The sequence below is a fragment of the Streptomyces sp. NPDC053665 genome (genome assembly GCF_055585285.1).
Genome location: NZ_JBVJKK010000001.1, coordinates 1,575,606 through 1,599,048, shown reverse-complemented (window position 1 = coordinate 1,599,048; position 23,443 = coordinate 1,575,606). Strand labels below are relative to the sequence as shown.

The window sequence follows — 23,443 nt, the reverse complement described above, 5'->3', positions numbered from 1 at the left end:
TCAAGGACGGCACCGACGACGTGCCCGGCACCGCCGCGGGGCCCCCGGTGGCCGTAGGGTCGACGCTGCGAAAGCAGCAGACCGGAAGACAATGAGGCCATGGCACGCGGCAAGCTCCGTATCCACCTCGGTGCGGCACCGGGCGTCGGCAAGACGTACGCGATGCTCTCCGAGGCGCACCGCCGGGTGGAGCGGGGCACCGACTGCGTGGTCGCCTTCGTCGAGCACCACGACCGCCCCCGCACCGAGGCCCTGCTCCACGGGCTGGAGCAGGTGCCTCGCCGGGAGCTGGAGCACCGGGGCGGGGTCTTCCCCGAGATGGACCTCGACGCGGTCCTCGCCCGCCGCCCCGGCGTCGCCCTGGTGGACGAACTCGCCCACACCAACGTCCCCGGCTCCCGCCACGCCAAGCGCTGGCAGGACGTGGAGGAACTCCTCGCCGCCGGGATCGACGTCGTGTCGACCGTCAACATCCAGCATCTGGAGTCCCTCGGCGACGTGGTCGAGTCGATCACCGGGGTGCGGCAGCAGGAGACCGTGCCGGACGAGGTGGTCCGCCGGGCCGACCAGATCGAGCTGGTCGACATGTCGCCGGAGGCGCTGCGGCGCCGGATGGCGCACGGCAACATCTACCGGCCCGACAAGGTCGACGCCGCCCTGTCCAACTACTTCCGGCCCGGCAACCTCACCGCGCTGCGCGAGCTGGCGCTGCTGTGGGTGGCCGACCGGGTGGACGCCCACCTGACGCGGTACCGCAGCGAGCAGGGGGTGTCGCGGATCTGGGGCTCGCGCGAGCGGATCGTGGTCGGCCTGACGGGCGGCCCCGAGGGCCGGACCCTGATCCGCCGGGCCGCGCGGCTGGCCGAGAAGGGGGCCGGCGGCGAGGTGCTCGCCGTCTACATAGCCCGCAGCGACGGGCTGACCTCCGCCTCGCCGAAGGAACTGGCGCTGCAGCGGACCCTGGCCGAAGACCTGGGCGGAACGTTCCACCACGTCGTCGGCGACGACATACCGGCCGCGCTGCTCGCCTTCGCCCGCGGGGTGAACGCCACCCAGATCGTGCTCGGCTCCTCACGCCGCAAGGCCTGGCAGTACGTCTTCGGGCCCGGCGTCGGGGCGACCGTCGCCCGCGAATCCGGACCCGACCTGGACGTGCACATCGTCACCCACGGCGAGATCGCCAAGGGCCGCGGGCTCCCGGTCGCCCGGGGGGCGCGCCTCGGACGGTCCCGGCGGATGTGGGGCTGGCTCGTCGGCGTCGCCGGGCCGCCGCTCCTGGCGGCCCTGCTCAGCGCCGTCGACCTCGGCCTCGCCAACGACATGCTGCTGTTTCTCGCGCTGACCGTGGCGGCGGCCCTGCTCGGCGGCCTGCTCCCCGCGCTCGCCTCGGCGGCCGTGGGCTCCCTGCTGCTCAACTACTTCTTTACACCGCCCCTGCACCGGTGGACCATCTCCGACCCGAAGAACATCGTCGCCATCGTGATCTTCGTGGCGGTCGGGGCGGCGGTCGCCTCCGTGGTCGACCTCGCAGCCCGCCGCACCCATCAGGCGGCCCGGCTGCGGGCGGAGTCCGAGATCCTGTCGTTCCTCGCGGGCAACGTGCTGCGCGGCGAGACCGGCCTGGAGGAACTGCTGGAACGGGTCCGGGAGACCTTCGGCATGGACTCCGCGGCCCTGCTGGAACGGGCCGGTGACATCGAGCCCTGGACCTGCGCCGCACGTGTCGGCCGCGGGCGCCCCGTCGGACGGCCCGACCAGGCCGACGTGGACGTGCCGGTCGGGGAGCACATGGCCCTGGCTCTCACCGGGCGCGTCCTGCCCGCCGAGGACCGCAGGGTGCTGGCGGCCTTCGCCGCCCAGGCCGCCGTGGTCCTGGACCGCAGCCGGCTCCAGGAGGAGGCCGACCGGGCCCGCACGCTGGCCGAGGGGAACCGCATCCGCACGGCCCTGCTCGCCGCGGTCAGCCACGATCTGCGCACCCCGCTCGCCGGCATCAAGGCCGCGGTGTCCTCGCTGCGCTCGGAGGACGTCGACTGGTCCGAGGAGGACCGCGCGGAGCTGCTGGAGGGCATCGAGGAGGGCGCCGACCGCCTCGACCACCTCGTGGGCAACCTGCTCGACATGTCCCGCCTCCAGACCGGCACCGTCACCCCGCTCATCCGCGAGATCGACCTGGACGAGGTGGTGCCGGTGGCGCTCGGCGGCGTGCCCGAGGGCAGCGCCGTGCTGGACGTCCCCGAGACGCTGCCCATGGTCGCCGTCGACCCCGGACTGCTGGAACGGACGGTGGCCAACCTCGTCGAGAACGCGGTCAAGTACGCCCCGCCCGGCACGCCTGTGGTGGTCGCCGCCAGCGCGCTCGCCGACCGGGTCGAGGTGCGGGTCGTCGACCGGGGGCCGGGTGTGCCCGACGCGGCCAAGGACCGGATCTTCGAGCCCTTCCAGCGCTACGGCGACGCCCCGCGCGGAGCCGGCGTGGGACTCGGCCTGGCGGTGGCGCGCGGCTTCGCCGAGGCCATGGGCGGCACGCTGAGCGCCGAGGACACCCCCGGCGGCGGACTGACCATGGTCCTCACCCTCCGCGCGGCGCGCTCCCGCCCCTCACCGCTTCCCGCGGACGGCCCCGGGCGGGGCCCCGCGGCAGACTCCGAAAGGCAGGCCTCATGACCCGCGTCCTGGTGGTCGACGACGAGCCGCAGATCGTGCGCGCACTCGTGATCAACCTGAAGGCACGCAGCTACGAGGTCGACGCGGCCCACGACGGTGCCACCGCCCTCCGGCTCGCCGCCGCCCGCCACCCCGACGTGGTCGTCCTGGACCTCGGGCTGCCGGACATGGACGGCGTCGACGTGATCCGGGGGCTGCGCGGCTGGACCCGGGTGCCGATCCTGGTGCTGTCCGCCCGGCACTCCTCCGACGAGAAGGTGCAGGCGCTGGACGCGGGCGCCGACGACTACGTCACCAAGCCGTTCGGGATGGACGAGCTGCTGGCCCGGCTGCGGGCCGCCGTGCGTCGGGCCGAGCCCGGCCGCGACGGGGAGGCCGACGTGCTCGTGGACACCGGCGAGTTCACCGTCGACCTGGCCGCGAAGAAGGTCAACCGCGCGGGCAGGGACGTACGGCTGACGCCCACGGAGTGGCACCTGCTGGAGGTCCTCGTGCGCAACGGCGGCCGCCTGGTCGGGCAGAAGCAGCTGCTGCAGGAGGTGTGGGGGCCGTCGTACGGGACGGAGACCAACTACCTGCGCGTGTACATGGCCCAGCTGCGCCGCAAACTGGAGGCCGACCCCTCCCACCCCGAGCACTTCATCACGGAGCCCGGAATGGGGTACCGGTTCGAGAAATAGGGGCCTCACCACACGGGTACGGAGTTGGCGGCAGGCCCCGGTACGCTTCAGATATGAGTGCTGTTCCTCGTTCCGAGAAGCCGGCGGGCCGGTTCCGGCGCATGCTCGACCGGCTCTCCTCGTCGCAGGAGGACCTGGAGTCGGAGGAGCTGCGGGAGGACACCGAGACCACCGGCTGCATCCGGATCGGAGACTGCCAGGACCGCGAGATAGTCACGGTTACTGGTACCTTGCGCACGGTCACCCTGCGGCCGCGGGCCGGAGTCCCGGCGCTGGAGGCCGAGCTGTTCGACGGCACGGCCGCCCTGGACGTGGTGTGGCTCGGCAGGCGCTCCATCGTGGGGATAGAGCCGGGGCGCAAGCTGATCGCGTCGGGCCGGATCTCGATGAGCCGGGGCCGCCGGGTGCTGTTCAACCCCAAGTACGAACTGAGACCCCTCGGACGGGAGTAGCCGGTGACGTCGCTCGACAAGCCGACCGAAGAGAATGCCGCGCACGACGCCCGGGCGGTGACCGAGGCCGCCCTGTTCGAGGCGTTCGGCGGCGTGCGGGGCATGGTCGAGACGGTGCTGCCCGGCCTGCTGTTCGTCACCATCTACACGATCAACAAGGACCTGCACCTGTCCGCGATCGCGGCGCTCGCGGTGTCGGTGGTGCTGGTCGCGGTCCGCCTGGTGATGAAGGACACCGTCAAGCACGCCTTCAGCGGTGTCTTCGGCGTGGCCTTCGGTGTCGTCTTCGCGATGATGACCGGCAACGCCAAGGACTTCTACCTGCCCGGCATGCTGTACACGCTGGGTCTGGGGCTGGCCTACATCGTCACGACCCTGTGCGGGGTGCCGCTGATCGGGCTGATCCTGGGACCGGTCTTCAAGGAGAACCTGTCCTGGCGCACGCGCAACCCCGGCCGCAAGAAGGCGTACGCGAAGGCCAGTTACGCCTGGGGCGCGATCCTGCTCGCCAAGTGCGCGATCCTCTTCCCGCTGTACTGGTGGGCCGACACCACGCAGCTGGGCTGGGTCCTGGTCGCCCTGAAGATCCCGCCCTTCCTGCTCGCCGTGTGGCTGACCTGGGTCTTCCTGGCCAAGGCGCCGGCGCCGATCGACGTGTTCGCCGAGATGGAGGCCGAGGAGAAGGCCGCCGAGGAGCGGGAGCGGCAGGCCGCCGCCCGGTCCGCCGAGCAGTGAGCCCCCGGATCTGACGAAGGAGGGGCGCCCCCGGCCGGGGGCGCCCCTCCTTCGTCAGATCCACCGGGCGGGTGTCAGCCCGCCGCGCTGTCCCGGCGCACCGACAGCAGGTCCTCCAGCTGCTCCTCGCGGGCCTGGGCGGCGACGAAGAGGAGCTCGTCGCCCGCCTCCAGGGAGTCCTCCCGGGTGGGGGTCAGGACGCGGGTGCCGCGGATGATCGTCACCAGGGACGTGTCCTCGGGCCACTGGACGTCGCCGACCTGCGTGCCGGCCAGGGCCGACTCCTCCGGCAGGGTCAGTTCCACCAGGTTGGCGTCACCGTGGCTGAAGCGGAGCAGACGGACCAGGTCGCCGACGCTCACCGCCTCCTCGACCAGGGCCGACATCAGACGCGGGGTGGAGACGGCGACGTCCACGCCCCACGACTCGTTGAACAGCCACTCGTTCTTGGGGTTGTTCACCCGGGCGACGACGCGCGGGACGCCGTACTCGGTCTTGGCCAGCAGGGACACGACCAGGTTGACCTTGTCGTCGCCGGTCGCGGCGATGACCACGTTGCAGCGCTGGAGCGCGGCCTCGTCCAGGGACGTGATCTCACAGGCGTCGGCGAGCAGCCACTCCGCCTGGGGGACGCGCTCGACCGAGATGGCGGTCGGCGCCTTGTCGATGAGCAGGACCTCGTGGCCGTTCTCCAGCAGTTCGCCCGCGATCGAACGGCCGACCGCGCCGGCTCCGGCAATGGCGACCCTCATCAGTGACCGCCCTCCTCGTCGGGACCCTTGGCGAACGCCGCCTCGACCTTGTCGACCTCGTCGGTGCGCATCATCACGTGCACCAGGTCGCCCTCCTGCAGCACGGTCTGCGAGCTGGGCAGGACCGCCTCGCCGAGCCGGGTCAGGAACGCCACGCGCACACCGGTCTCCTCCTGGATGCGGCTGATCTTGTGGCCGACCCAGGCCGTGGAGGTGTGCACCTCGGCGAGCTGGACCCCACCGGTGGGGTCGCGCCACAGCGGCTCGGCCCCGGAGGGCAGCAGCCGGCGCAGCATCTGGTCGGCCGTCCAGCGGACCGTCGCGACGGTGGGGATGCCCAGGCGCTGGTAGACCTCGGCGCGGCGGGGGTCGTAGATGCGGGCGGCCACGTTCTCGATGCCGAACATCTCACGGGCCACGCGCGCGGCGATGATGTTGGAGTTGTCACCGCTGGAGACGGCGGCGAAGGCACCGGCCTCCTCGATGCCCGCCTCGCGCAGGGTGTCCTGGTCGAAGCCGACGCCGGTGACGCGGCGGCCGCCGAAGCCCGAGCCCAGCCGGCGGAAGGCGGTGGGGTCCTGGTCGACCACGGCGACCGTGTGCCCCTGTTGCTCGAGGTTCTGGGCCAGAGCGGAACCCACCCTTCCGCAACCCATGATGACAATATGCATCGCGTCACACCGTGCTTCCTGCAGGCCCTCTGACCTTCATGAATGTCGTGCTCATGTCTCTCTTTCGGCTCGCCAGGCTTCACGTCGCGGCCTGCGTGCGGGCCGCCAGGCAACATCATGCCGGTGGAATCACGCCATGATGCCCTCCGGGGCCGGTGCGGTGTTCGACTGTCCGACCGTCCGGCTCCAACGTATCGGCAAAGCGCGGGGGGTTGCCGACGGGCCCGCGAGGGCTCCGGCGGACCCCGGGACCGGGGAAGGGCCCTCATGGACCACGAGATCGACGTACTGGTGCTGGGCGGAGCGGGCGTGGACACCATCGTCCACGTGCCCGAACTGCCCGTGCCCTTCGCGGACAGCCACATGATCCGCCCCGGCATCGTCACCCGGGCCGGACAGAGCGGGGACTTCGTCGCCCTCGCGGCCGGCGCGCTGGGCCTGCGCACGCACCACCTCGACCTGCTCGGCGACGACCCCGAGGGCGACCTGGTCCGCGCACTGCACCGCGACCGGGCCGTCCCGCTCACCGCCGTCCACCAGCCGCTCGGCACCAAGCGCGCCGTCAACCTCGTCGGCCCCGACGGCCGCCGGACGTCCCTGTACGACGCCACGCGCTCCGCCGACTCCGACCGGCTGCCCGAGACCCTGGTGCGCGACCTGGCCGGGGCCGCCCGGCACGCCCACGTCGTCATCACCCAGCCGTGCGCCCACGCGCTGCCCCTCCTGCGCGAGACGGGCGTCACGATCTCCACCGACCTGCACGACTGGAACGGCGCCGACCCCTACCACGAGACCTTCGCCCACCAGGCCGACCTGGTCTTCCTGTCCGCCGCGGCACTGGACGACCCGCAGCGCACCATGCGCTCGATCGCCGAACGGGGACGGGCCCGCGTCGTCGTCGCCACCGCCGGGGCCGACGGGGCGTACCTCCTGGCCGACGGGGAGCCGGCCCACGTGCCCGCCGCCCGGCCTCCGGCCCCCGTCGTCGACTCCAACGGCGCGGGCGACGCCTTCGCGGCCGCGTTCCTGCACGCCTGGCTGAACGGTGAACCGCCGCGCCGCTGCGCCCTGCACGGCACCGTGGCGGGCGCCTACGCGTGCACGGTCCCGGCGACCCGCGCGGACAGCATCGGTCTCACGGAACTGCGGGCCGGGGTGGCCGAACAGGAACGGCTGCGGGGCCGCTGAGACCCCGGGTCACGGCATGCCCCCGCCGCGCATGTCCGGCGAGCCGTTCTTGCGCCGGCTGATGCTCCGCACGCTCGCCACCGTGAGGATTCCGAGGACGAGCAGTGTGGCCGCTGCGCCGATCAGTTCTGCGGTCGGGTGCATGGGACCTCCGGGGGCGGGGCGGCCGGGCGTGGACGGGGCCTAGTCATATAGGCATGGGAAGCGGGTGACCTGCGTAATCCCCAGCCGCACCAGCCTCTGATTTCACTCGGAGAGCAGAGGGAACGCCGATGGGGGGTGGCGGGTGGGCACCCCCGCAATCGAACGCTTACGATCCTCTGTTGTGTCCAAACTGACCGACGTGCCCAAACGGCTCCTGATCGGGCGCGCCCTGCGCAGTGACCGGCTCGGGGAAACGCTCCTGCCGAAGCGCATCGCACTCCCCGTCTTCGCCTCCGACCCGCTGTCCTCCGTGGCGTACGCGCCCGGCGAGGTCCTGCTGGTCCTGTCGATCGCGGGCGTCACGGCGTACCACTTCAGCCCCTGGATCGCCGTCGCGGTCGTCGTGCTGATGTTCACCGTGGTGGCCTCGTACCGGCAGAACGTGCATGCCTACCCCAGCGGCGGCGGCGACTACGAGGTGGCGACCACCAACCTCGGCCCCAAGGCCGGCCTGACCGTCGCCAGCGCGCTGCTCGTCGACTACGTCCTCACCGTCGCCGTGTCGATCTCCTCCGGCATCGAGAACCTCGGCTCGGCGATCCCGTTCGTCGTCGAGCACAAGGTGCTGTGCGCGATCGGCGTGATCGTGCTGCTGACGCTGATGAACCTGCGCGGCGTGAAGGAGTCGGGCTCGCTGTTCGCGATCCCGACCTACGTCTTCGTCTTCGGCGTCTTCACGATGATCGCCTGGGGCGCCTTCCGCGGGCTGGTCCTGGACGACACCATGCGGGCGCCGACCGCGGACTACGTCATCAAGCCCGAGCACCAGGGCCTGGCCGGCTTCGCCCTGGTCTTCCTGCTGCTGCGGGCCTTCTCCTCCGGCTGCGCCGCGCTCACCGGCGTGGAGGCCATCTCCAACGGCGTCCCCGCCTTCCGCAAGCCCAAGTCCAGGAACGCCGCGACCACCCTCGCCATGATGGGCCTGCTGGCCGTCACCATGTTCTGCGGCATCATCGCGCTGGCCGCCGCGACCGACGTGCGCATGGCCGAGAACCCGGCCAAGGACCTCGTCCACAACGGTGTCCCGCTCGGCCCCGACTACGTGCAGAACCCGGTGATCTCCCAGGTCGCCGAGGCCGTCTTCGGCAAGGGCAGCTTCCTGTTCGTCGTCCTGGCCGCCGCCACCGCGCTGGTGCTGTTCCTCGCGGCCAACACCGCCTACAACGGCTTCCCGCTGCTCGGCTCGATCCTTGCCCAGGACCGCTACCTGCCGCGCCAGCTGCACACCCGCGGCGACCGCCTGGCCTTCTCCAACGGCATCGTGCTCCTCGCCGGTGCTGCCGGACTCCTGGTGGGCATCTACGGGGCGGACTCCACGCGCCTGATCCAGCTGTACATCGTCGGCGTGTTCGTGTCCTTCACGCTCAGCCAGATCGGCATGGTCCGGCACTGGAACCGGCACCTGGCCACCGAGAAGGACCAGGCCAAGCGCCGCCACATGATCCGCTCGCGCGCGATCAACACCTTCGGCGCCTTCTTCACCGGCCTCGTGCTCGTCGTCGTCCTGCTCACCAAGTTCACCCACGGCGCCTGGGTCGCCCTGCTCGGCATGGTGATCTTCTACGCGACGATGACGGCCATCCGCAAGCACTACGACCGGGTCGCCGCCGAGATCGCGGCCCCCGAGGGCCCCAGCGACGACAGCGTCCGGCCCTCCCGCGTCCACTCGGTCGTACTGATCTCCAAGATCCACCGCCCCACGCTGCGCGCCCTGGCCTACGCCAAGCTGATGCGCTCGGACAGCCTGGAGGCCCTGAGCGTCAACGTCGACCCGGCCGAGACCAAGGCCCTCCAGGAGGAGTGGAACCGGCGCGGCATCGACGTGCCCCTGAAGGTCCTGGACTCGCCCTACCGCGAGATCACGCGGCCGGTCATCGAGTACGTCAAGAGCCTGCGCAAGGAGTCCCCGCGCGACGCGGTGTCCGTGATCATCCCCGAGTACGTCGTGGGCCACTGGTACGAGCACCTGCTGCACAACCAGAGCGCCCTGCGGCTGAAGGGCCGACTGCTGTTCACGCCGGGGATTATGGTCACCTCGGTGCCCTACCAGCTGCAGTCCTCCGAGGCGGCCAAGCGGCGCGCCCGCAGGCAGCAGAACTGGAACGCGCCCGGCTCGGTGCGCCGGGGCCCCGCCCAGGTGCGGTCGAAGGAGACCACCGAGCACAAGCCGTGAGCCGACGGCTCGTGTGAATCGGCCGGGCGGCAGCCACGTAGACTGGTGGGCTGTCGTCCGGCCGCTTTCGTGCGGCCCTTCCCCCTCACGCGTTATGGAGTCACCCCGCCATGCAGGCAGAACCGAGGAAGTCGCTGGTGGGGGAGGAGTACGAGGTCGAGGTCGGCCCCGTCGCCCACGGCGGTCACTGCATCGCCCGCACCTCCGAGGGGCAGGTGCTGTTCGTCCGGCACGCGCTGCCCGGCGAGCGGGTCGTGGCCCGGGTGACGGAGGGCGAGCAGGGCGCGCGCTTCCTGCGGGCCGACGCCGTGCGGGTGCTGGACGCCTCCAAGGACCGCATCGACGAGCCCTGCCCCTTCGCCGGCCCCGGCCGCTGCGGCGGCTGCGACTGGCAGCACGCCAAGCCCGGCGCGCAGCGCCGCCTGAAGGCCGACGTCGTCGCCGAGCAGCTGAAGCACCTGGCCGGGCTCACCCCCGAGGAGGCCGGCTGGGACGGCACGGTGCTGCCCGCCGAGGGCGACAAGGTGCCGGCCGGCCAGGTCCCGGCGTGGCGCACCCGCGTCCAGTACGCCGTCACCGCCGACGGCCGGGCGGGCCTGCGCCGGCATCGCTCCCACGAGGTGGAGCCGATCGACCACTGCATGATCGCCGCGGAGGGTGTCAGCGAGCTGGGCATCGAGAAGCGGGTCTGGACGGGCATGGACTCCGTCGAGGCGATCGCCGCGACGGGCTCCCAGGACCGCCAGGTGATCCTCACGCCGAAGCCGGGCGCGCGGCTGCCGCTGGTCGAGCTCGACCGCCCGGTCTCCGTCCTGCGCGTCGACGAGCGCTCGGGCGGCGTCCACCGGGTGCACGGCCGTCCCTTCGTCCGCGAGCGTGCGGACGGCCGGACGCACCGCGTGGGCAACGGCGGCTTCTGGCAGGTCCATCCGAAGGCGGCCGACACCCTCGTGACGGCGGTCATGCAGGGGCTGCTGCCGCGCAAGGGCGACATGGCCCTCGACCTCTACTGCGGCGTCGGCCTCTTCGCCGGCGCGCTCGCCGACCGGGTCGGCGACCAGGGCGCGGTGCTGGGCATCGAGTCCGGCAAGCGCGCGGTGGAGGACGCGCGGCACAACCTGGCCGACTTCGAGCGGGTGCGCATCGAGCAGGGCAAGGTCGAGTCGGTCCTGCCGCGCACGGGCATCTCGGAGGTCGACCTGATCGTCCTCGACCCGCCGCGGGCCGGCGCGGGCCGCAAGACGGTCCAGCACCTGTCGTCGCTGGGCGCCCGCAGGATCGCCTACGTGGCGTGCGACCCGGCGGCGCTGGCGCGGGACCTGGCGTACTTCGGCGAGGGCGGCTACCGGGTGCGCACGCTGCGGGCGTTCGACCTGTTCCCGATGACGCATCATGTGGAGTGCGTCGCCATCCTCGAACCGGCCGCAAAGGGCTCCTGACCTGCGATTTTGTGCGTGCGCATTATGTGCGGTGTGGGCGTTACGGGCGATATCTTGACGCTGAAATGACGCTCGTGACGCTCATTTGACGCTCGTTCTGATGGGGTGTCAGGCCAGTTGTGTCGCTGCTCAGACGCTCTGATGGCCACTCTGTGGGGCAGGTTTCGCCGCATGGGTCTGATCGACAGTGCGCTGCTACGGGCGGTGAGCGGGAACGTCCAGGCAACACTCTGCCGCCTTGAGCCGTACGATGCAGGCGGCGCAGGTGGCCATCGGCTCCTGGGTAGACCCCCCTCACAGATAGCTGGCATCGGAAGGGTGACAGGCGTATGGCGGCGAACGCCGAGCACCTGAAAGCTCTCGTGCGAGCGCACGCCGAAGCTAACGACGACCTCTTCTATAGCGTCGCCCTGCAGGTGGCGGCAAAGTCCGCTCGCCAGGGGCAGGGGAAGTTCGCTGTGGAACTGCGTGAGCTGGTTGAGACCGCGCAGCAGAAGCAGAGCAGAGCCAGCAGCCGGAGTGCCGCAACCCCGGTAGTGCAGCCCCGTGGCGAGCTCACCAGTCTTCTGACAGCGGGCTACCCGGATACCCAACTTGACGACATGACCCTGGACGCGGGGCTACGAGCGTCTCTGGACCGCGTGCTGCACGAGCAGCGTCAGCGCGCCCGGCTGGAGCGTTTCGGCTTCACTCCAGTGCACCGCATCCTGCTGTCCGGGCCTCCAGGAACCGGAAAGAGCATGACCGCCGCAGCATTGGCCGGCGAGCTGAAGCTGCCGTTGTTCACCATCCGCCTGGACGGGCTGATCAGTCGGTTTATGGGCGAGACCGCAGCAAAACTGCGCCTGGTTTTCGACGCGGTCGCCCAGACCCGCGCTGTCTACTTGTTCGACGAATTCGATGCCCTCGGCGCCGAGCGAGCGGCAGGCAACGACGTCGGCGAGGCGCGCAGGATCCTGAACTCGTTCCTGCTGTTCCTGGACGAGGCTCCCTCTGAGAGCCTGGTCGTCGCCGGCACCAACCACCACCAGCTTCTGGACCGGGCGCTCTTCCGCCGCTTCGACATGATCGCCACGTACGGTCCCCCCACGCCCGAGCAAGCCGTGGAGGTCATGCGCCGACGGCTAGCCGGAATGGATACAGGCACAGTACGGTGGGACGCCGTGACAGACAGTGCATCCGGTCTGAGCCATGCCGAGCTGGTCAAAGCGGCGGAAGCGGCAGCCAAGCGGGCCATCCTGGCCGGACGAGACGTAGTGGACGAGCAGCTGCTGCTGGAAGCGCTGAGCGAGCGGCACGCCTCCCACCATGCCTGAGCCCGCAAGAGCGACTCCGCACTTGGTGGTGCCCTGGCGGGCCGCCACGCTGACCCCGCGCCCCGAGCCCTCTGGCGGAGGCGGACCTGACCTAGCCCAGCGCGAAGACCGTCACGGGCACGCTGCTGCGCTGGTGGACGGCCTTGAGAAAGCCGAACGCGAAGCGGCCCAGCTCATCCACGAGACCCCCGACGCGTTCCAACCTGACGGTTTCGCCGTGCGGATCGAAGCAGCGCGTGACCACCCGCTGTCGCTGGAGCGTCTCGACGGCTCGGGCCTGACCCTCATGAGCAGCCATCCGCAGACAGACGACGGTCCGCAGGATGCGCTGGTCTGGGTCCCATTCGACAAAGTCACCTCGTTCACGCAGCGGATCCATGCCTTCACCGAGGACACCGACGGGGGCAACCCGAAGCAAGCCCCTTTGGTGGCCAACATGGAGCAGGTCCACCGAGCGCTTCTGGAGCACCTCTGGCAGGAGCGGCAGGATCTGCCGCCCATGGACGAGGAGCGGTGGTGGGAGCTGTGGTTTGATCCACGGATCCCGCCGACGGATCCGGTTGTCACCCTGCGTGCCCTTGCTGGCGAGCGGCAGTGGCGCCTGAGCGACCGGGCGATCCATGTGGGCGAGCGTCTTGTCGCGCACGTCGCGACGACCGGCGAAGAGCTCACGGTCCTGCTGGCCACGAACGCCTGCCCTGTCGAGATCCGCAGGCCGACCTTCGCTGAGGGCCTCTACGCTGTTGACCGCGCCTTCCGCGTGGACCTCGTCGAAGATCTCGCCGAGCGCATTGAGCCGGCCGATCCGCAGGCCCCCGCGGTGTGCATCCTGGACACGGGCATAGCCCAGGAACATTCGCTACTCAAGCGCGCACTGCACGAGCGGGCCTACAGCGTGCTGCCAGGCAGTACACCAGCCGACCGCAGCGGACACGGCACGCAGATGGCCGGCCTCGCCCTGTTCGGGGACTTCGCTGCCGCCCTTGAGTCGAAAGGCCCAGTGGTTCTCAGCCACGGTCTGGAGTCCGTGAAGATCCTCGACGACAGCTACGCGCCGGCAAAGTCGCCGCGGACCTGCGCCGAGACGACCGCGAACGCTGTAGCGACCGCCGAAATCGGCAATGGTGGTCCCATGCCGTCCGCCCGCGTCTTCTCGATGGCTGTCACGCGGCAGTCCGGGGAAGGCGAGAACGGTGTCGACGGCACAGCAACCCTGTGGTCGGCCACCCTGGATGCTCTGGCGGCGGGCACGGACGTGACCGTGCGAGACGACCGCATCGATTTGATCGGCGCACCGGATCCTGAGGCGTCGCGGCTGATCATCGTCAGCGCAGGCAACGTCCGTGGTGCCGTGCCCCATCAGATGCGCACTGAGGAAGGCACACTGGATCCCCTGCTGCTCTCCGACCTGTCGCGTATTGAGGAACCTGCCCAGGCGCACAACGTGCTCACCGTGGGGGCCTGCACGCACCTGGATACCGTCCCGGACACTCCCTTGTTCCGTGGGTATCGGCCACTCGTCGTCCAAGGCGGCCTGTCGCCGTTCAGTCGAACCTCGGTGGCGCTCACAAACGCAGCCATCACCAAGCCCGACATCGTCCTGGAAGGCGGCAATATGCTCGTCGCGCCAGACGACAGCTTCCTGGACGAGCACGAACTGGTGAGCGTGGCAACCACCCACCACGACCCCGCGCGTCAGCTGACCTGGACGAACGCCACCAGTGCTGCCACCGCACAGGCGGCAGCACTGGCCGCCACGGCGATGAGCACTTATCCCGGACTACGACCGGAGGCTGTCCGCGCCTTGCTCGTCCACGAGGCCCAATGGACGCCGGCCATGGTCGACCAGGGACTTTTCAAGAAGACCGGGACTCCCAGACTGGCCAAGGGTGAGGTCATGCGGCAGGTGATCCGCCGCTACGGCTGGGGCGTGCCCACCGCCGAACGCATCCGCAGCAGCGCCTCCAACGCCGTCACGATGATCATTCAAAACACCCTGGTTCCGTTCAAGAGGGTCAAGGGCGGGCAGGTCCGGCTGGCCGAACTCAAGCTGCACGAACTGCCGTGGCCGCTGGAGCAACTGCGCGAGCTGGCCGAAACCACCGTGGACCTGCGCGTGACGCTCGCCTACATGATCGAGCCCAACCCCGGCCGGCGTGGCATGCTCGGCCGCTACAGCTACGCCTCACACGGCCTGCGCTTCGCCATTAAGGGCCCCACCGAATCAGGCGACGCCTTCCAGAGGCGGTTGGCTGAACAGGCAGAACACGAAAGCGACGGGATCGGCAACCCGAAAGCGTTCGAGTCCCACAGTCACTGGCTGGTCGGCCCACGATTCCGCAATCTCGGCTCCCTGCACGCGGACATCTGGCGCGGATCAGCGACCGAGCTCGCCGATTGCGGCACGCTCGCGGTCTACCCTGTCGGCGGCTGGTGGAAGGCGAACAAGCGAAATGACCGAATCGGTCGCCCTGTCAGCTACGCCCTCCTGATCTCCCTTCGCACGCCAGAGGTCTCCACCGACCTGTACACCCCCATCGCAACCCAGCTTGGCGTGCCGGTCGAGGTCACTCCACACGCACAGACCGAGATTGTGGACGGCATCCCCATCCAGATGGAATTTGGCTGGTAGGTGACCAGGCGGGCGCAGCCCAGCGTCGGCGGCCCTGACGGGCATGCTTCCGGCCATCTTGAGATCATCGACCGCAGCCCTGCGGCCCGTCCGGTTTCCGTACGCTAGCCCTGTCACACCTCTCCGGTACGGTGCGATCAGCCGAACCCTCCATGCGGAACAACACAAGAAGGTGGCGTGTGAGCGACAAGAATCAGGAGCTGGCCGACTTCATTTGGTCGGTCGCCGACCTGCTACGGGGCGACTACAAGCGCTCCGAGTACGGCAAGGTCATCCTGCCGATGACGCTTCTACGCCGCATGGACTGCGTGATGAAGGACACCCGCGAGGCCGTATGGGAACGTGCCGAGTCCTTCGCGGGTCAGAACAAGGATGCGGTCCTGCGTGCCACAGCCGGCCGCGACTTCTACAACCTCTCCCGCCAGACCTTCGCCACCATCGGTGCCGACCCGGACACGCAAAAGGTCGAGAAGAACCTCAAGGACTTCATCGGCGGCTTCTCCTCAGAGGCCACCGAGATCCTCGACCACTATGCCTTCCATCTGCAGATCGACCGCTTGGCCAAGGCCGGCCTGCTCTACCTCGTGGTCCAGAAGTTCGCTGGCATCGACCTGAGCCTCGAGGCCGTGGACAACCACAACATGGGTTACGTCTTCGAAGAGCTGATCCGCAAGTTCGCGGACGCCTCGAATGAGACCGCCGGTGAGCACTTCACCCCGCGCGAGGTCATCGAACTGATGGTCGAGCTGCTCCTGGCTCCAGATGGCGAGCGCCTCACTGGTGCAGCGCCGGTAATCGACATCCTCGACCCTGCCTGCGGCACCGGCGGCATGCTCTCCGCGGCCCAGGACCACATCAAAGCGCTCAATCCCAACGCGCGCGTGAACGTCTTCGGGCAAGAGCTCAATGCCGAGTCTTACGCGATCTGCCGCTCTGACATGCTGCTGAAGGGCCAGGCCGCCTCCAACATCCACTTCGGTAACTCCTTCACCCAGGACGGCCATGAGGACGAGCAGTTCGAATACATGCTCGCCAACCCGCCCTTCGGCGTGGAGTGGAAGAAGGTCGAGAAGCAGGTCAAGCAGGAGCATGAGGATCGCGGCTACGACGGCCGCTTTGGTGCGGGTCTACCTCGAATCAACGACGGCTCGTTTCTTTTCCTGCAGCACATGATCCACAAGATGCGGCCTCTGAAGAAGGACGCCGAAGGTAAGGAGATCGGCGGCAGTCGCATCGCGATCGTCTTCAACGGCTCCCCGCTCTTCACCGGCGGCGCCGGCTCCGGCGAGTCCGAGATCCGCCGTTGGATCATCAGGAACAACTACCTGGAAGCGATCGTCGCCCTTCCCGACCAGCTCTTCTACAACACTGGGATCTCGACGTACGTCTGGATCGTGACCAACCGCAAGCCCAGGAACCTCAAGGACCGGATCATCCTCATCGACGCGCGGGACCAATGGTCCAAGATGCGGAAGTCGCTGAACAACAAGCGCAAGAAGATCAGAGGGGACCAGCGCAAGCAGATCTGCGCCTGGTACGAAGAGGCATATCATCTCACCCGTTCTGGAGACGGTTCGCAGCACTCCGTGCCGGACAAGGTCAAGGTCTTCGACGCGGACGACTTCGGTTACCAGCGCATCACCGTGGACCGGCCGCTCAAGCTGCGGTTCAAGGTCACCGAGGATTCCCTGGATGCGCTGCGGGTGGCCAAAGCGGTGGAGAAGGAGCTTGGAGAGGGCGGGCCGGATAGGCTGGCGGACGCGCTAAAGCCGCTACTGGGCAACGAGTGGAAGACCAAGGCCGAGGCGTGGATGGCCCTGGGTGCGGCGCTGGATCAGGCCGGAATGAGCTGGCCGCAGACAAAGCCCTTCGACAAGGCAATGCGTGACGCAGTCGGCGTTCCAGACCCGGACGGCGAAGTTCAATACGTCAAGAAGGGGCAGGTCGAGCACGACCCGGATCTGCGAGACGCGGAGAACGTGCCGCTACGCGAAGACATCGACGCGTATTTTGAGCGGGAGGTAAAACCACACGTCGAAGACGCGTGGATCGCTGAGTCAAAGGACCCCAAGACCAAGGAGACCGTGCGTTTCCGCGTGGGATACGAGATCCCGTTCACCCGACACTTTTACGTATACACGCCACCACGGCCACTCGAAGAGATCGACGCCAAGCTGAAGGCCCTTGAGGTCGAAATCCAGGATCTACTTGGAGAAGTGGCCCGGTGACCACCTCAGTCTTCGACCCGCGTTCGCTTAGGCTTCCCGACACCTACGAATTGGTGCGTCTCGGGTACGTCGCCCGCTTGCAGAACGGGCTGACCGTCGACGCGAAGCGAGACGTCACAGGCGACGTCGTCACTCGACCCTACTTGCGTGTCGCCAACGTTCAAGCAGGAAGTCTTAGCCTCGAATCGGTGACGGAGATCACCGTGCCCCGAAGTGTGGCCCGTCGCAGCACGCTTCGCCCTGGTGACGTTCTGATGACCGAAGGCGGGGACTTGGACAAGCTGGGCCGTGGGACGGTCTGGCGGGGTGAGCTTGAAGGGTGCCTGCACCAGAACCACATCTTCGCAATTCGCCCGGACCCCCAGCGCCTCAACGGCCGATTCCTCGCCTACTTGACCCAATCGCTGTATGGACGGTGCTACTTCGAGAGCACGGGAACAAGAACCACAAACCTGGCTTCCACTAATAGCAGCAAGATCCAAAGTTTTCCCCTGCCGCTCCCACCGCTCGAGGAACAGTGCCGCATCGCCAACTACCTCGATGCTGAAACGACCCGCATGGACAGAATGACTGCCGCGCGCGACCGTCAAGTCTCCATCATCGATGCACGCGAAGAATCAATCCTGGACAGGTTTCAGCCCGCCAAAGATGTAGCAACGATCCCAGTCAAGTACCTGGTGGAGCGCGTCACTAGTGGCCCGCGAGGTTGGGGCGACTATCTGGCTGATGAGGGAACACCCTTCATCCGGATCACTAATATCCCCCGGAAAGGCATCGATCTGGACCTTTCCGATCTCGCTAGAGTGGCCGCTCCAAGCGGCCCTGAGCGCGAGCGCACACGGACACGCTCCGGGGATGTCCTCGTGAGTATCACGGCTGACATCGGTTCAGTGGCTGTGGTAGCGGGTGATGCCGTCGATGGCAACGTCAGTCAGCACGTTGCCTTGCTGCGCCCGCGAAAGGACGCTTGTGACCCGCGATGGCTCGCCTATGCCGTGAAAGCGCCGAGGTCACGTCAGTCCTTGGCCATGAATAGTTACGGTGGCACAAAAGTCGGCCTGGGGCTGGCCGATGTCTCCAGCCTTCGTGTCCCGCAGATTCCGCTCTGGCAACAGCGATCGATCGCAGCTGCCATTGATCGGGAACTCCGAGGTACGCGCGAGATTCGTATGGTGATCAGCCGCCAGTTGGCCCTCCTCTCTGAGCGCCGCCAGGCCCTCATCACCGCGGCCGTGACCGGCCAACTCGACGTAACCACAGCCCGCCAGGGTGCCCCCGCGTAACATCCCGCTACCCGCCGACCACGTACGGAGCTTTCGTTGACCGCCATGCCGCCCCGCGCACACGAGGCCCACACCGAGGGCGCTTTCGAGGACGCCGTCGAGGCGGCCCTGCTCCGCAGCGAGTGGGAGCGGGGTCCTGCGACGGCATACAGCCACGAGCTCGGCATCGACACCGCGGAGTTGTCAGCGTTCCTGCGGGAATCTCAGCTTGAGGCGTGGGAGCGATTGATGGAGACGTACGGGGAGACGGAGGAGCACGCGATCAAGCGGTTCGCCGCGCATGTGGCCAAGCAGATAGATGAGCGGGGACTGCTGGACGTGTTGCGTCACGGGGTGGTCCAGCGCCACGTCAAGCTGCGGCTGGCGTACTTCCGGCCCGCCCACACCCTGGCCGCGGGAGCGCTGGATGAGTACAGCGCGAACCGGCTCACAGTAGTGCGGCAGTTCCGCTACTCCGCTGCGGAGCCGACCAAGTCCGTGGACCTAGCGTTCTTCGTGAACGGACTGCCCATCGCGTCGGCGGAGCTGAAAAATCCCCTCACTGGGCAGTCGGTCGAGGATGCGAAGCGGCAGTACCGCACCGACCGCGACCCGAACGAGCTGTTCTTCGCCCGTCGCAGCTTGGTGCACTTTGCGGTTGATCCCGACCTGGTGTTCCTGACCACGCGTCTGGCCGGGGCGAGGACGCGGTTCCTTCCGTTCAACATGGGCACCGGCGGTCCGGGCAACATCGGAGGCGCAGGTAACCCGCCGGCTGCTCCAGGGGCGGGGTACGCGGTCTCCTACCTGTTCGAGCAGGTGATGCAGCGCGACAACTGGCTCGATCTGCTGCACCGGTATCTGCATGTGGAGGACGAGGCGGCCAAGGCCGGCAAAGCCCCCCGCTACCGTCCCGGCTCCGCACACAAGCAGCCGCTGATCTTCCCGCGGTTCCACCAGTGGCACGCAGTGCGGAAGCTGACGAACCACGCGGCCACTCACGGTGCGGGCGAAAATTACCTAATCCAGCACTCAGCAGGATCGGGCAAGTCGAACACGATCGCCTGGCTCGCCCATCGTCTAGCCTCCCTGCACACTCCCGAAGACCCCGCGCTCCTGGACCCGGACGCCGCCCAGGCAAAGGGTCTCGGGCCCAATCAGCAGGTCTTCAACAAGGTCATCGTCATCACCGACCGGCGGGTGCTGGATAAGCAACTTCAGGACACGATCTACCAGTTCGACCACACTCCAGGCGTAGTGCTGCGCGTCGACGATGATTCCCAGCAGCTTGCTGACGCACTGACCGGGGCGACTGCCCGCATCGTCATCACGACACTCCAGAAGTTCCCGTTCATCCTGGATAAAGCGTCCGGGCTTGGTAGCGAGCGCCGCTACGCGGTCGTCATCGACGAGGCGCACTCATCTCAGGGAGGTAAGGGCACTGACGCGCTGAAGCGGATGCTGGGCAAGCTGGGCGATGGCTCGGTCGATGATGACGGCGATCCGCTGACTGCGGCCGCGCTGGCCCGCGGAAAGCAGCCCAACCTGTCCTTCTTCGCGTTCACCGCAACCCCGAAGGACAAGACCCTCAAGCTGTTCGGGACCGAGTCACCCGTCACGGGCCAGATGGAGCCGTTCCACATCTACTCGATGCGGCAGGCCATCGAAGAGGGCTTCATCCTCGACGTGCTCGGTACTTACGTCACTTACGGCACGTACTTCAAGCTGCAGCAGGCCGCCGCGGACGAGGCTGAGCGGCAGGTTGATCCGCGCAAGGCGAAAGCGAAGCTGGTGCGGGCCGCGCTGATGTCGGCGGCCTCCCTGGAGTCCAGGGCGAAGATCATCGTGGATCACTTCCGTACCCACACCATGAATCGGCTCGGCGGCCGAGCGCGCGCCATGGTCGTCACTCCCAGCCGCGAGCACGCCGTGCGCCTCTACCAGGCGATCCGCGGCTACGTGGAGCGCTGCGGCTACACCGACTGCGGCACTCTGGTGGCGTTCTCCGGGACCCTCACTCTGGACGAGATCGAGTACACCGAGGCCAAGTTGAACGGCTTCCCAGAGAGCAAGCTGCCCGAAGCCTTCGCCTACAGCCGTCTGGACGATCCCAAGCCGCCGTCCGTCCCCAGGCCCGAGTACCGCATCCTGGTTGTCGCTGACAAGTACCAGACCGGCTTTGACCAGCCCCTGCTGACGACGATGTACGTCGACAAGCTACTCGCCGGCCTCGCCGCTGTGCAGACACTGTCTCGGCTGAATCGCACGCACCCCTTGAAGTCGGCCGAGGACTTGTTTGTGATGGACTTCGCGAACAAACCGGAGGTGATCGAGGAGGCGTTTCAGCAGTACTACGAGGCGTCGATCTCTGAGCCGACTGACCCGGACTTTCTGTTCACCCGGCACGACGAGGTGATGGCCTATCGGCTGCTGATCGAGGCGGAGATGGACGCCTTCGTCACCGCCTACTTCGCCGCCTTCAAGAACGGCACCGCCACCGACGCTGCGGTCTCCAAGGCACACTCGAAGCTGTACGCCTATACCCAGCCCGCCGTGGACCGGTTCAACGCCCTGGCCGAGGACGAGCCGGACGCAGCACAGGAGTTCCGACGCGCCCTGGACTCCTACGTCAAAGCGTACGGCTGGCTCTCCCACGTCATCGGCTTCGAGAACGAGGACCTGGAGCGTCTCTACCAATACGGGAGGTTCCTGGTACGCCGCCTCCGGCTCCCGGTCGGCTCAGCAAGCGCGGACATTGGCGAGGTCACTCCTAGCCACATGAATGTCCGCAAGACCGGAACGGCCGAGCTCAACCTGAAGGCGGAGGGTCTCCAACTGTTGCCCGGTCTTGTCCCACAGCCCGCTGGCGCAGGCCCGGAGGTCGAGGAGAAGTCCCTCGCCCAGGTCATCGAGTCGGTCAACGACGAGTACGGAATCGGTCTGTCCACCACCGACCAGATCCTTCTCGGCCAGCTTGTCGTCGCCGTCTCGGAGGATCCGGACCTGAAGCGAATCGGCCTGCACAACGACGAGGAGACCTTCCGACGCGAGGTCGACAAGGACATGGACCGCATCGTGATTGACCAGGCGAAGTCCAACGACGCCCTGCTCGTGCGGTATTACGACGACCCTCTCATCAATAAGATCTTCAAACAGGTCGCTACCCAGCAGGCGTACGGGCTCATTCGCCGGCCCGCCCGCCGGGAAGCGGAGCGACGAGCCACCGCCGAGCGGGCCGCAGCGATCAAATCTGGCGAAGCGGGAACCACCCTGCCGGCCGATGCGTAACCTGCAACGAAAGTCCCGCCTCATGTCGAACTCCGGTGCTGGGCAGGCACCGTGGCCGAAGGGATCGCTGCAGTGCCGCACGATGGGCTCCATGATGCGCTGACCGAGGGCGCCGGAGGGCCGTCGTCCCGCGTGATCGCGGGACGCTACCGGTTGGACCGACCGATCGGCGCCGGCGGCATGGGCGAGGTCTGGCATGCCTACGATGAGCGCCTAGACCGCCGTGTCGCGGTCAAGATGATGCTCACTGACACCCGCGGTCTGCCCGGCGTCCCCGGCCTCGGCGCCAGCGAGATGCTGGCCAACCGCCGCGACCGCTTCCTGCGTGAAGTCCGCACCACTGCAGCCCTGGAACACCTCGGCATCCCGGCCATCTACGACACGGGCATCGACGAGACCACATACCAGCTCTATGTGGTCATGCAGCTGCTGCGTGGACGCGAAGTGCAGGCCCTCATCGATGACACGGATTACGACGTCTCACCGCTGGCCATCTCCTGGGCCGCAGCAGCAGGCGTACAGATCGCCTCCGTATTGGACGAGGTGCACCGCAACGACGTCGTGCACCGCGACATCAAACCCGCCAACCTCATGATCACCCCCGACGGCGTCGTCAAGGTCCTCGACTTCGGAGTTGCCGCTCTGCGCGGCTCCGGCAACCACCCCCGCCTTACCCAAGAGGGCATGACGGTCGGCACCCCGCCCTACATGTCCCCTGAGCAGAGCCTTGCCAACGAAGTCGGCCCGGCCTCCGACATCTACGCCTTGGCTTGCGTGCTGTACGAACTTCTCACCGGCCGACCGCCATTTATTGCCGATGCCAACGGCTCCCACGCCTGGCACCACGTGCGTACCGACCCACCGCCGATCCGCACTAGGCGCCGCGACCTTCCCCAGGAGCTGGAGGACCTCCTCCTGGGCATGCTGAATAAGGAACCCGAACGCCGCCTGGCCGCTTCCCAGGTTTACGACGCGCTGCTGCCCTGGGTCTACAGGCAGGATGACTCCGACACTATGCGGGCCGAGTACGACCCGCGCCAGCCCTTCCACCGTCCCTTCAGCGGCCCGTCCAAGCGCCCCGCTCCGACCGGTTACTCACCGACGCAAATCGTCCTGGCCGAACCGAACGCTGTCACGGAGGCAGCCCCCGCCCTCCTCACCGACGCCGAGGCCAACGAAGCCGCTGATCTCGCCGCACAGCTCGCTCAGGACGGCAAGTTCGTCCAAGCAGCAGACCTCCTAGCCGGTGCTATCCACCGCGCCCAGGACGGCGTCCTGCACGACGACCTCACGTTCTCCCTGGCCCAAGTCCGATTCTTGGCCGGCGCCCACCGCGAAGCCGCCGCGCTCTTTGACGAGGTCGGCGCTGCCTGGAGTGCCCGCTACGGTGCCGACGACGAACAGGCCCTACTCTGCCTCTACTACGCCGCTCAGTGCCGCATGGCCCTTGGTGAGTCGACAGCCTCGATCGAAGCGTTCCGCACCTACACCGCCCATGCCCGGGAGCCCGACGACACAGAAGCCGTCGACCGCCACTTGGACGCCCTCGCCAACCTCGCTCGCCTCTATGCGGCCCGTGAACGCTTCCCCGAAGCCCGCCGCGCCGTCGCGGAACTGCGTGAAGCAACCGAACGCCTGCGCGGCCCCAACGCCCCGGACCTCGCCGACATCGACGCATTCGAAAAGCGCCTTAACCGCTTCGCAGCTTGAGGTCTCACTGGGGCCGCCCACAAAAACACAGCGGTGCTGTCCGTTC

The 23,443-nt window shown here is 68.1% G+C and carries 16 protein-coding genes; 13 read left to right on the top strand and 3 right to left on the bottom strand.

From position 1 onward, the window contains the following. Nucleotides 1–99: 99 nt before the first annotated feature. Genes ACZ6ZN_RS06985 through ACZ6ZN_RS06970 form a run of 4 tightly spaced genes read left to right on the top strand, consistent with a single transcriptional unit; the run spans nt 100 to nt 4,534 of the window. Nucleotides 100–2,667, top strand: coding sequence for an ATP-binding protein (locus ACZ6ZN_RS06985; RefSeq protein WP_469643700.1), 2,568 nt, complete (start codon nt 100–102; stop codon nt 2,665–2,667). Beyond that, nucleotides 2,664–3,347: a response regulator gene (locus ACZ6ZN_RS06980; RefSeq protein ID WP_451876947.1), complete on the top strand. Its 684-nt coding sequence runs from the start codon at nt 2,664–2,666 to the stop codon at nt 3,345–3,347. Before ACZ6ZN_RS06985 ends, ACZ6ZN_RS06980 begins: the two co-directional genes overlap by 4 nt. Before the next feature lie 53 nt (nt 3,348–3,400). Then, the gene (locus tag ACZ6ZN_RS06975) at nt 3,401–3,799 is read left to right on the top strand and encodes an OB-fold nucleic acid binding domain-containing protein (RefSeq protein WP_398109818.1); all 399 of its coding nucleotides are present in this window, start codon (nt 3,401–3,403) and stop codon (nt 3,797–3,799) included. A gap of 3 nt (nt 3,800–3,802) precedes the next feature. Beyond that, nucleotides 3,803–4,534: a DUF3159 domain-containing protein gene (locus ACZ6ZN_RS06970; RefSeq protein WP_398109817.1), complete on the top strand. Its 732-nt coding sequence runs from the start codon at nt 3,803–3,805 to the stop codon at nt 4,532–4,534. Between the two features lie 74 nt (nt 4,535–4,608). On the opposite strand, the gene ACZ6ZN_RS06965 is transcribed toward ACZ6ZN_RS06970, so the two are convergent. Next, nucleotides 4,609–5,286 carry a potassium channel family protein gene (locus ACZ6ZN_RS06965; protein ID WP_398109816.1) on the bottom strand — a complete coding sequence of 226 codons (678 nt, stop codon included), beginning with the start codon at nt 5,284–5,286 and terminating at the stop codon, nt 4,609–4,611. Beyond that, on the bottom strand, nt 5,286–5,957 hold the full coding sequence (locus ACZ6ZN_RS06960) for a potassium channel family protein (protein ID WP_398109815.1): 672 nt from the start codon (nt 5,955–5,957) through the stop codon (nt 5,286–5,288). Before ACZ6ZN_RS06960 ends, ACZ6ZN_RS06965 begins: the two co-directional genes overlap by 1 nt. 267 nt (nt 5,958–6,224) lie before the next feature. On the opposite strand from ACZ6ZN_RS06960, the gene ACZ6ZN_RS06955 reads away from it, so the two are divergent. Beyond that, complete coding sequence (locus ACZ6ZN_RS06955; RefSeq protein ID WP_469643694.1) at nt 6,225–7,145, top strand: adenosine kinase; 921 nt, start codon at nt 6,225–6,227, stop codon at nt 7,143–7,145. Nucleotides 7,146–7,154: 9 nt separating this feature from the next. Here the strand turns inward: ACZ6ZN_RS06955 and ACZ6ZN_RS06950 are convergent, their stop codons facing one another. Then, nucleotides 7,155–7,289, bottom strand: coding sequence for a hypothetical protein (locus tag ACZ6ZN_RS06950; RefSeq protein WP_398109946.1), 135 nt, complete (start codon nt 7,287–7,289; stop codon nt 7,155–7,157). Nucleotides 7,290–7,470: 181 nt separating this feature from the next. Between ACZ6ZN_RS06950 and ACZ6ZN_RS06945 the strand changes: the two genes are divergently transcribed. The 8 genes from ACZ6ZN_RS06945 to ACZ6ZN_RS06910 all read left to right on the top strand — a co-directional run bounded on the left by ACZ6ZN_RS06945 (nt 7,471) and on the right by ACZ6ZN_RS06910 (nt 23,397). After that, nucleotides 7,471–9,522 (top strand): APC family permease, encoded by a 2,052-nt coding sequence (locus tag ACZ6ZN_RS06945; protein ID WP_451880130.1) that lies wholly within the window; start codon nt 7,471–7,473, stop codon nt 9,520–9,522. Nucleotides 9,523–9,632: 110 nt separating this feature from the next. Beyond that, nucleotides 9,633–10,961 carry a class I SAM-dependent RNA methyltransferase gene (locus ACZ6ZN_RS06940; RefSeq protein ID WP_469643691.1) on the top strand — a complete coding sequence of 443 codons (1,329 nt, stop codon included), beginning with the start codon at nt 9,633–9,635 and terminating at the stop codon, nt 10,959–10,961. Nucleotides 10,962–11,290: 329 nt separating this feature from the next. After that, entirely contained in the window at nt 11,291–12,277 is a 987-nt protein-coding gene (locus ACZ6ZN_RS06935) for an AAA family ATPase (RefSeq protein ID WP_469643688.1), read from the top strand. A 133-nt stretch (nt 12,278–12,410) separates the two neighbouring features. Next, the gene (locus ACZ6ZN_RS06930) at nt 12,411–14,909 is read left to right on the top strand and encodes a S8 family peptidase (RefSeq protein ID WP_469643685.1); all 2,499 of its coding nucleotides are present in this window, start codon (nt 12,411–12,413) and stop codon (nt 14,907–14,909) included. Between the two features lie 152 nt (nt 14,910–15,061). After that, complete coding sequence (locus ACZ6ZN_RS06925) at nt 15,062–17,137, top strand: type I restriction-modification system subunit M (RefSeq protein WP_469643684.1); 2,076 nt, start codon at nt 15,062–15,064, stop codon at nt 17,135–17,137. Beyond that, a complete protein-coding gene (locus tag ACZ6ZN_RS06920; protein ID WP_388232765.1) occupies nt 17,134–18,420 on the top strand; it encodes a restriction endonuclease subunit S in 1,287 nt (428 codons plus the stop codon). The genes ACZ6ZN_RS06925 and ACZ6ZN_RS06920 overlap by 4 nt, the downstream gene beginning before the upstream one ends. A 45-nt stretch (nt 18,421–18,465) precedes the next feature. Next, the gene (locus tag ACZ6ZN_RS06915; RefSeq protein WP_469644008.1) at nt 18,466–21,687 is read left to right on the top strand and encodes a type I restriction endonuclease subunit R; all 3,222 of its coding nucleotides are present in this window, start codon (nt 18,466–18,468) and stop codon (nt 21,685–21,687) included. A 51-nt stretch (nt 21,688–21,738) separates the two neighbouring features. Further along, complete coding sequence (locus ACZ6ZN_RS06910; RefSeq protein WP_469643681.1) at nt 21,739–23,397, top strand: protein kinase domain-containing protein; 1,659 nt, start codon at nt 21,739–21,741, stop codon at nt 23,395–23,397. Nucleotides 23,398–23,443 lie beyond the last annotated feature (46 nt).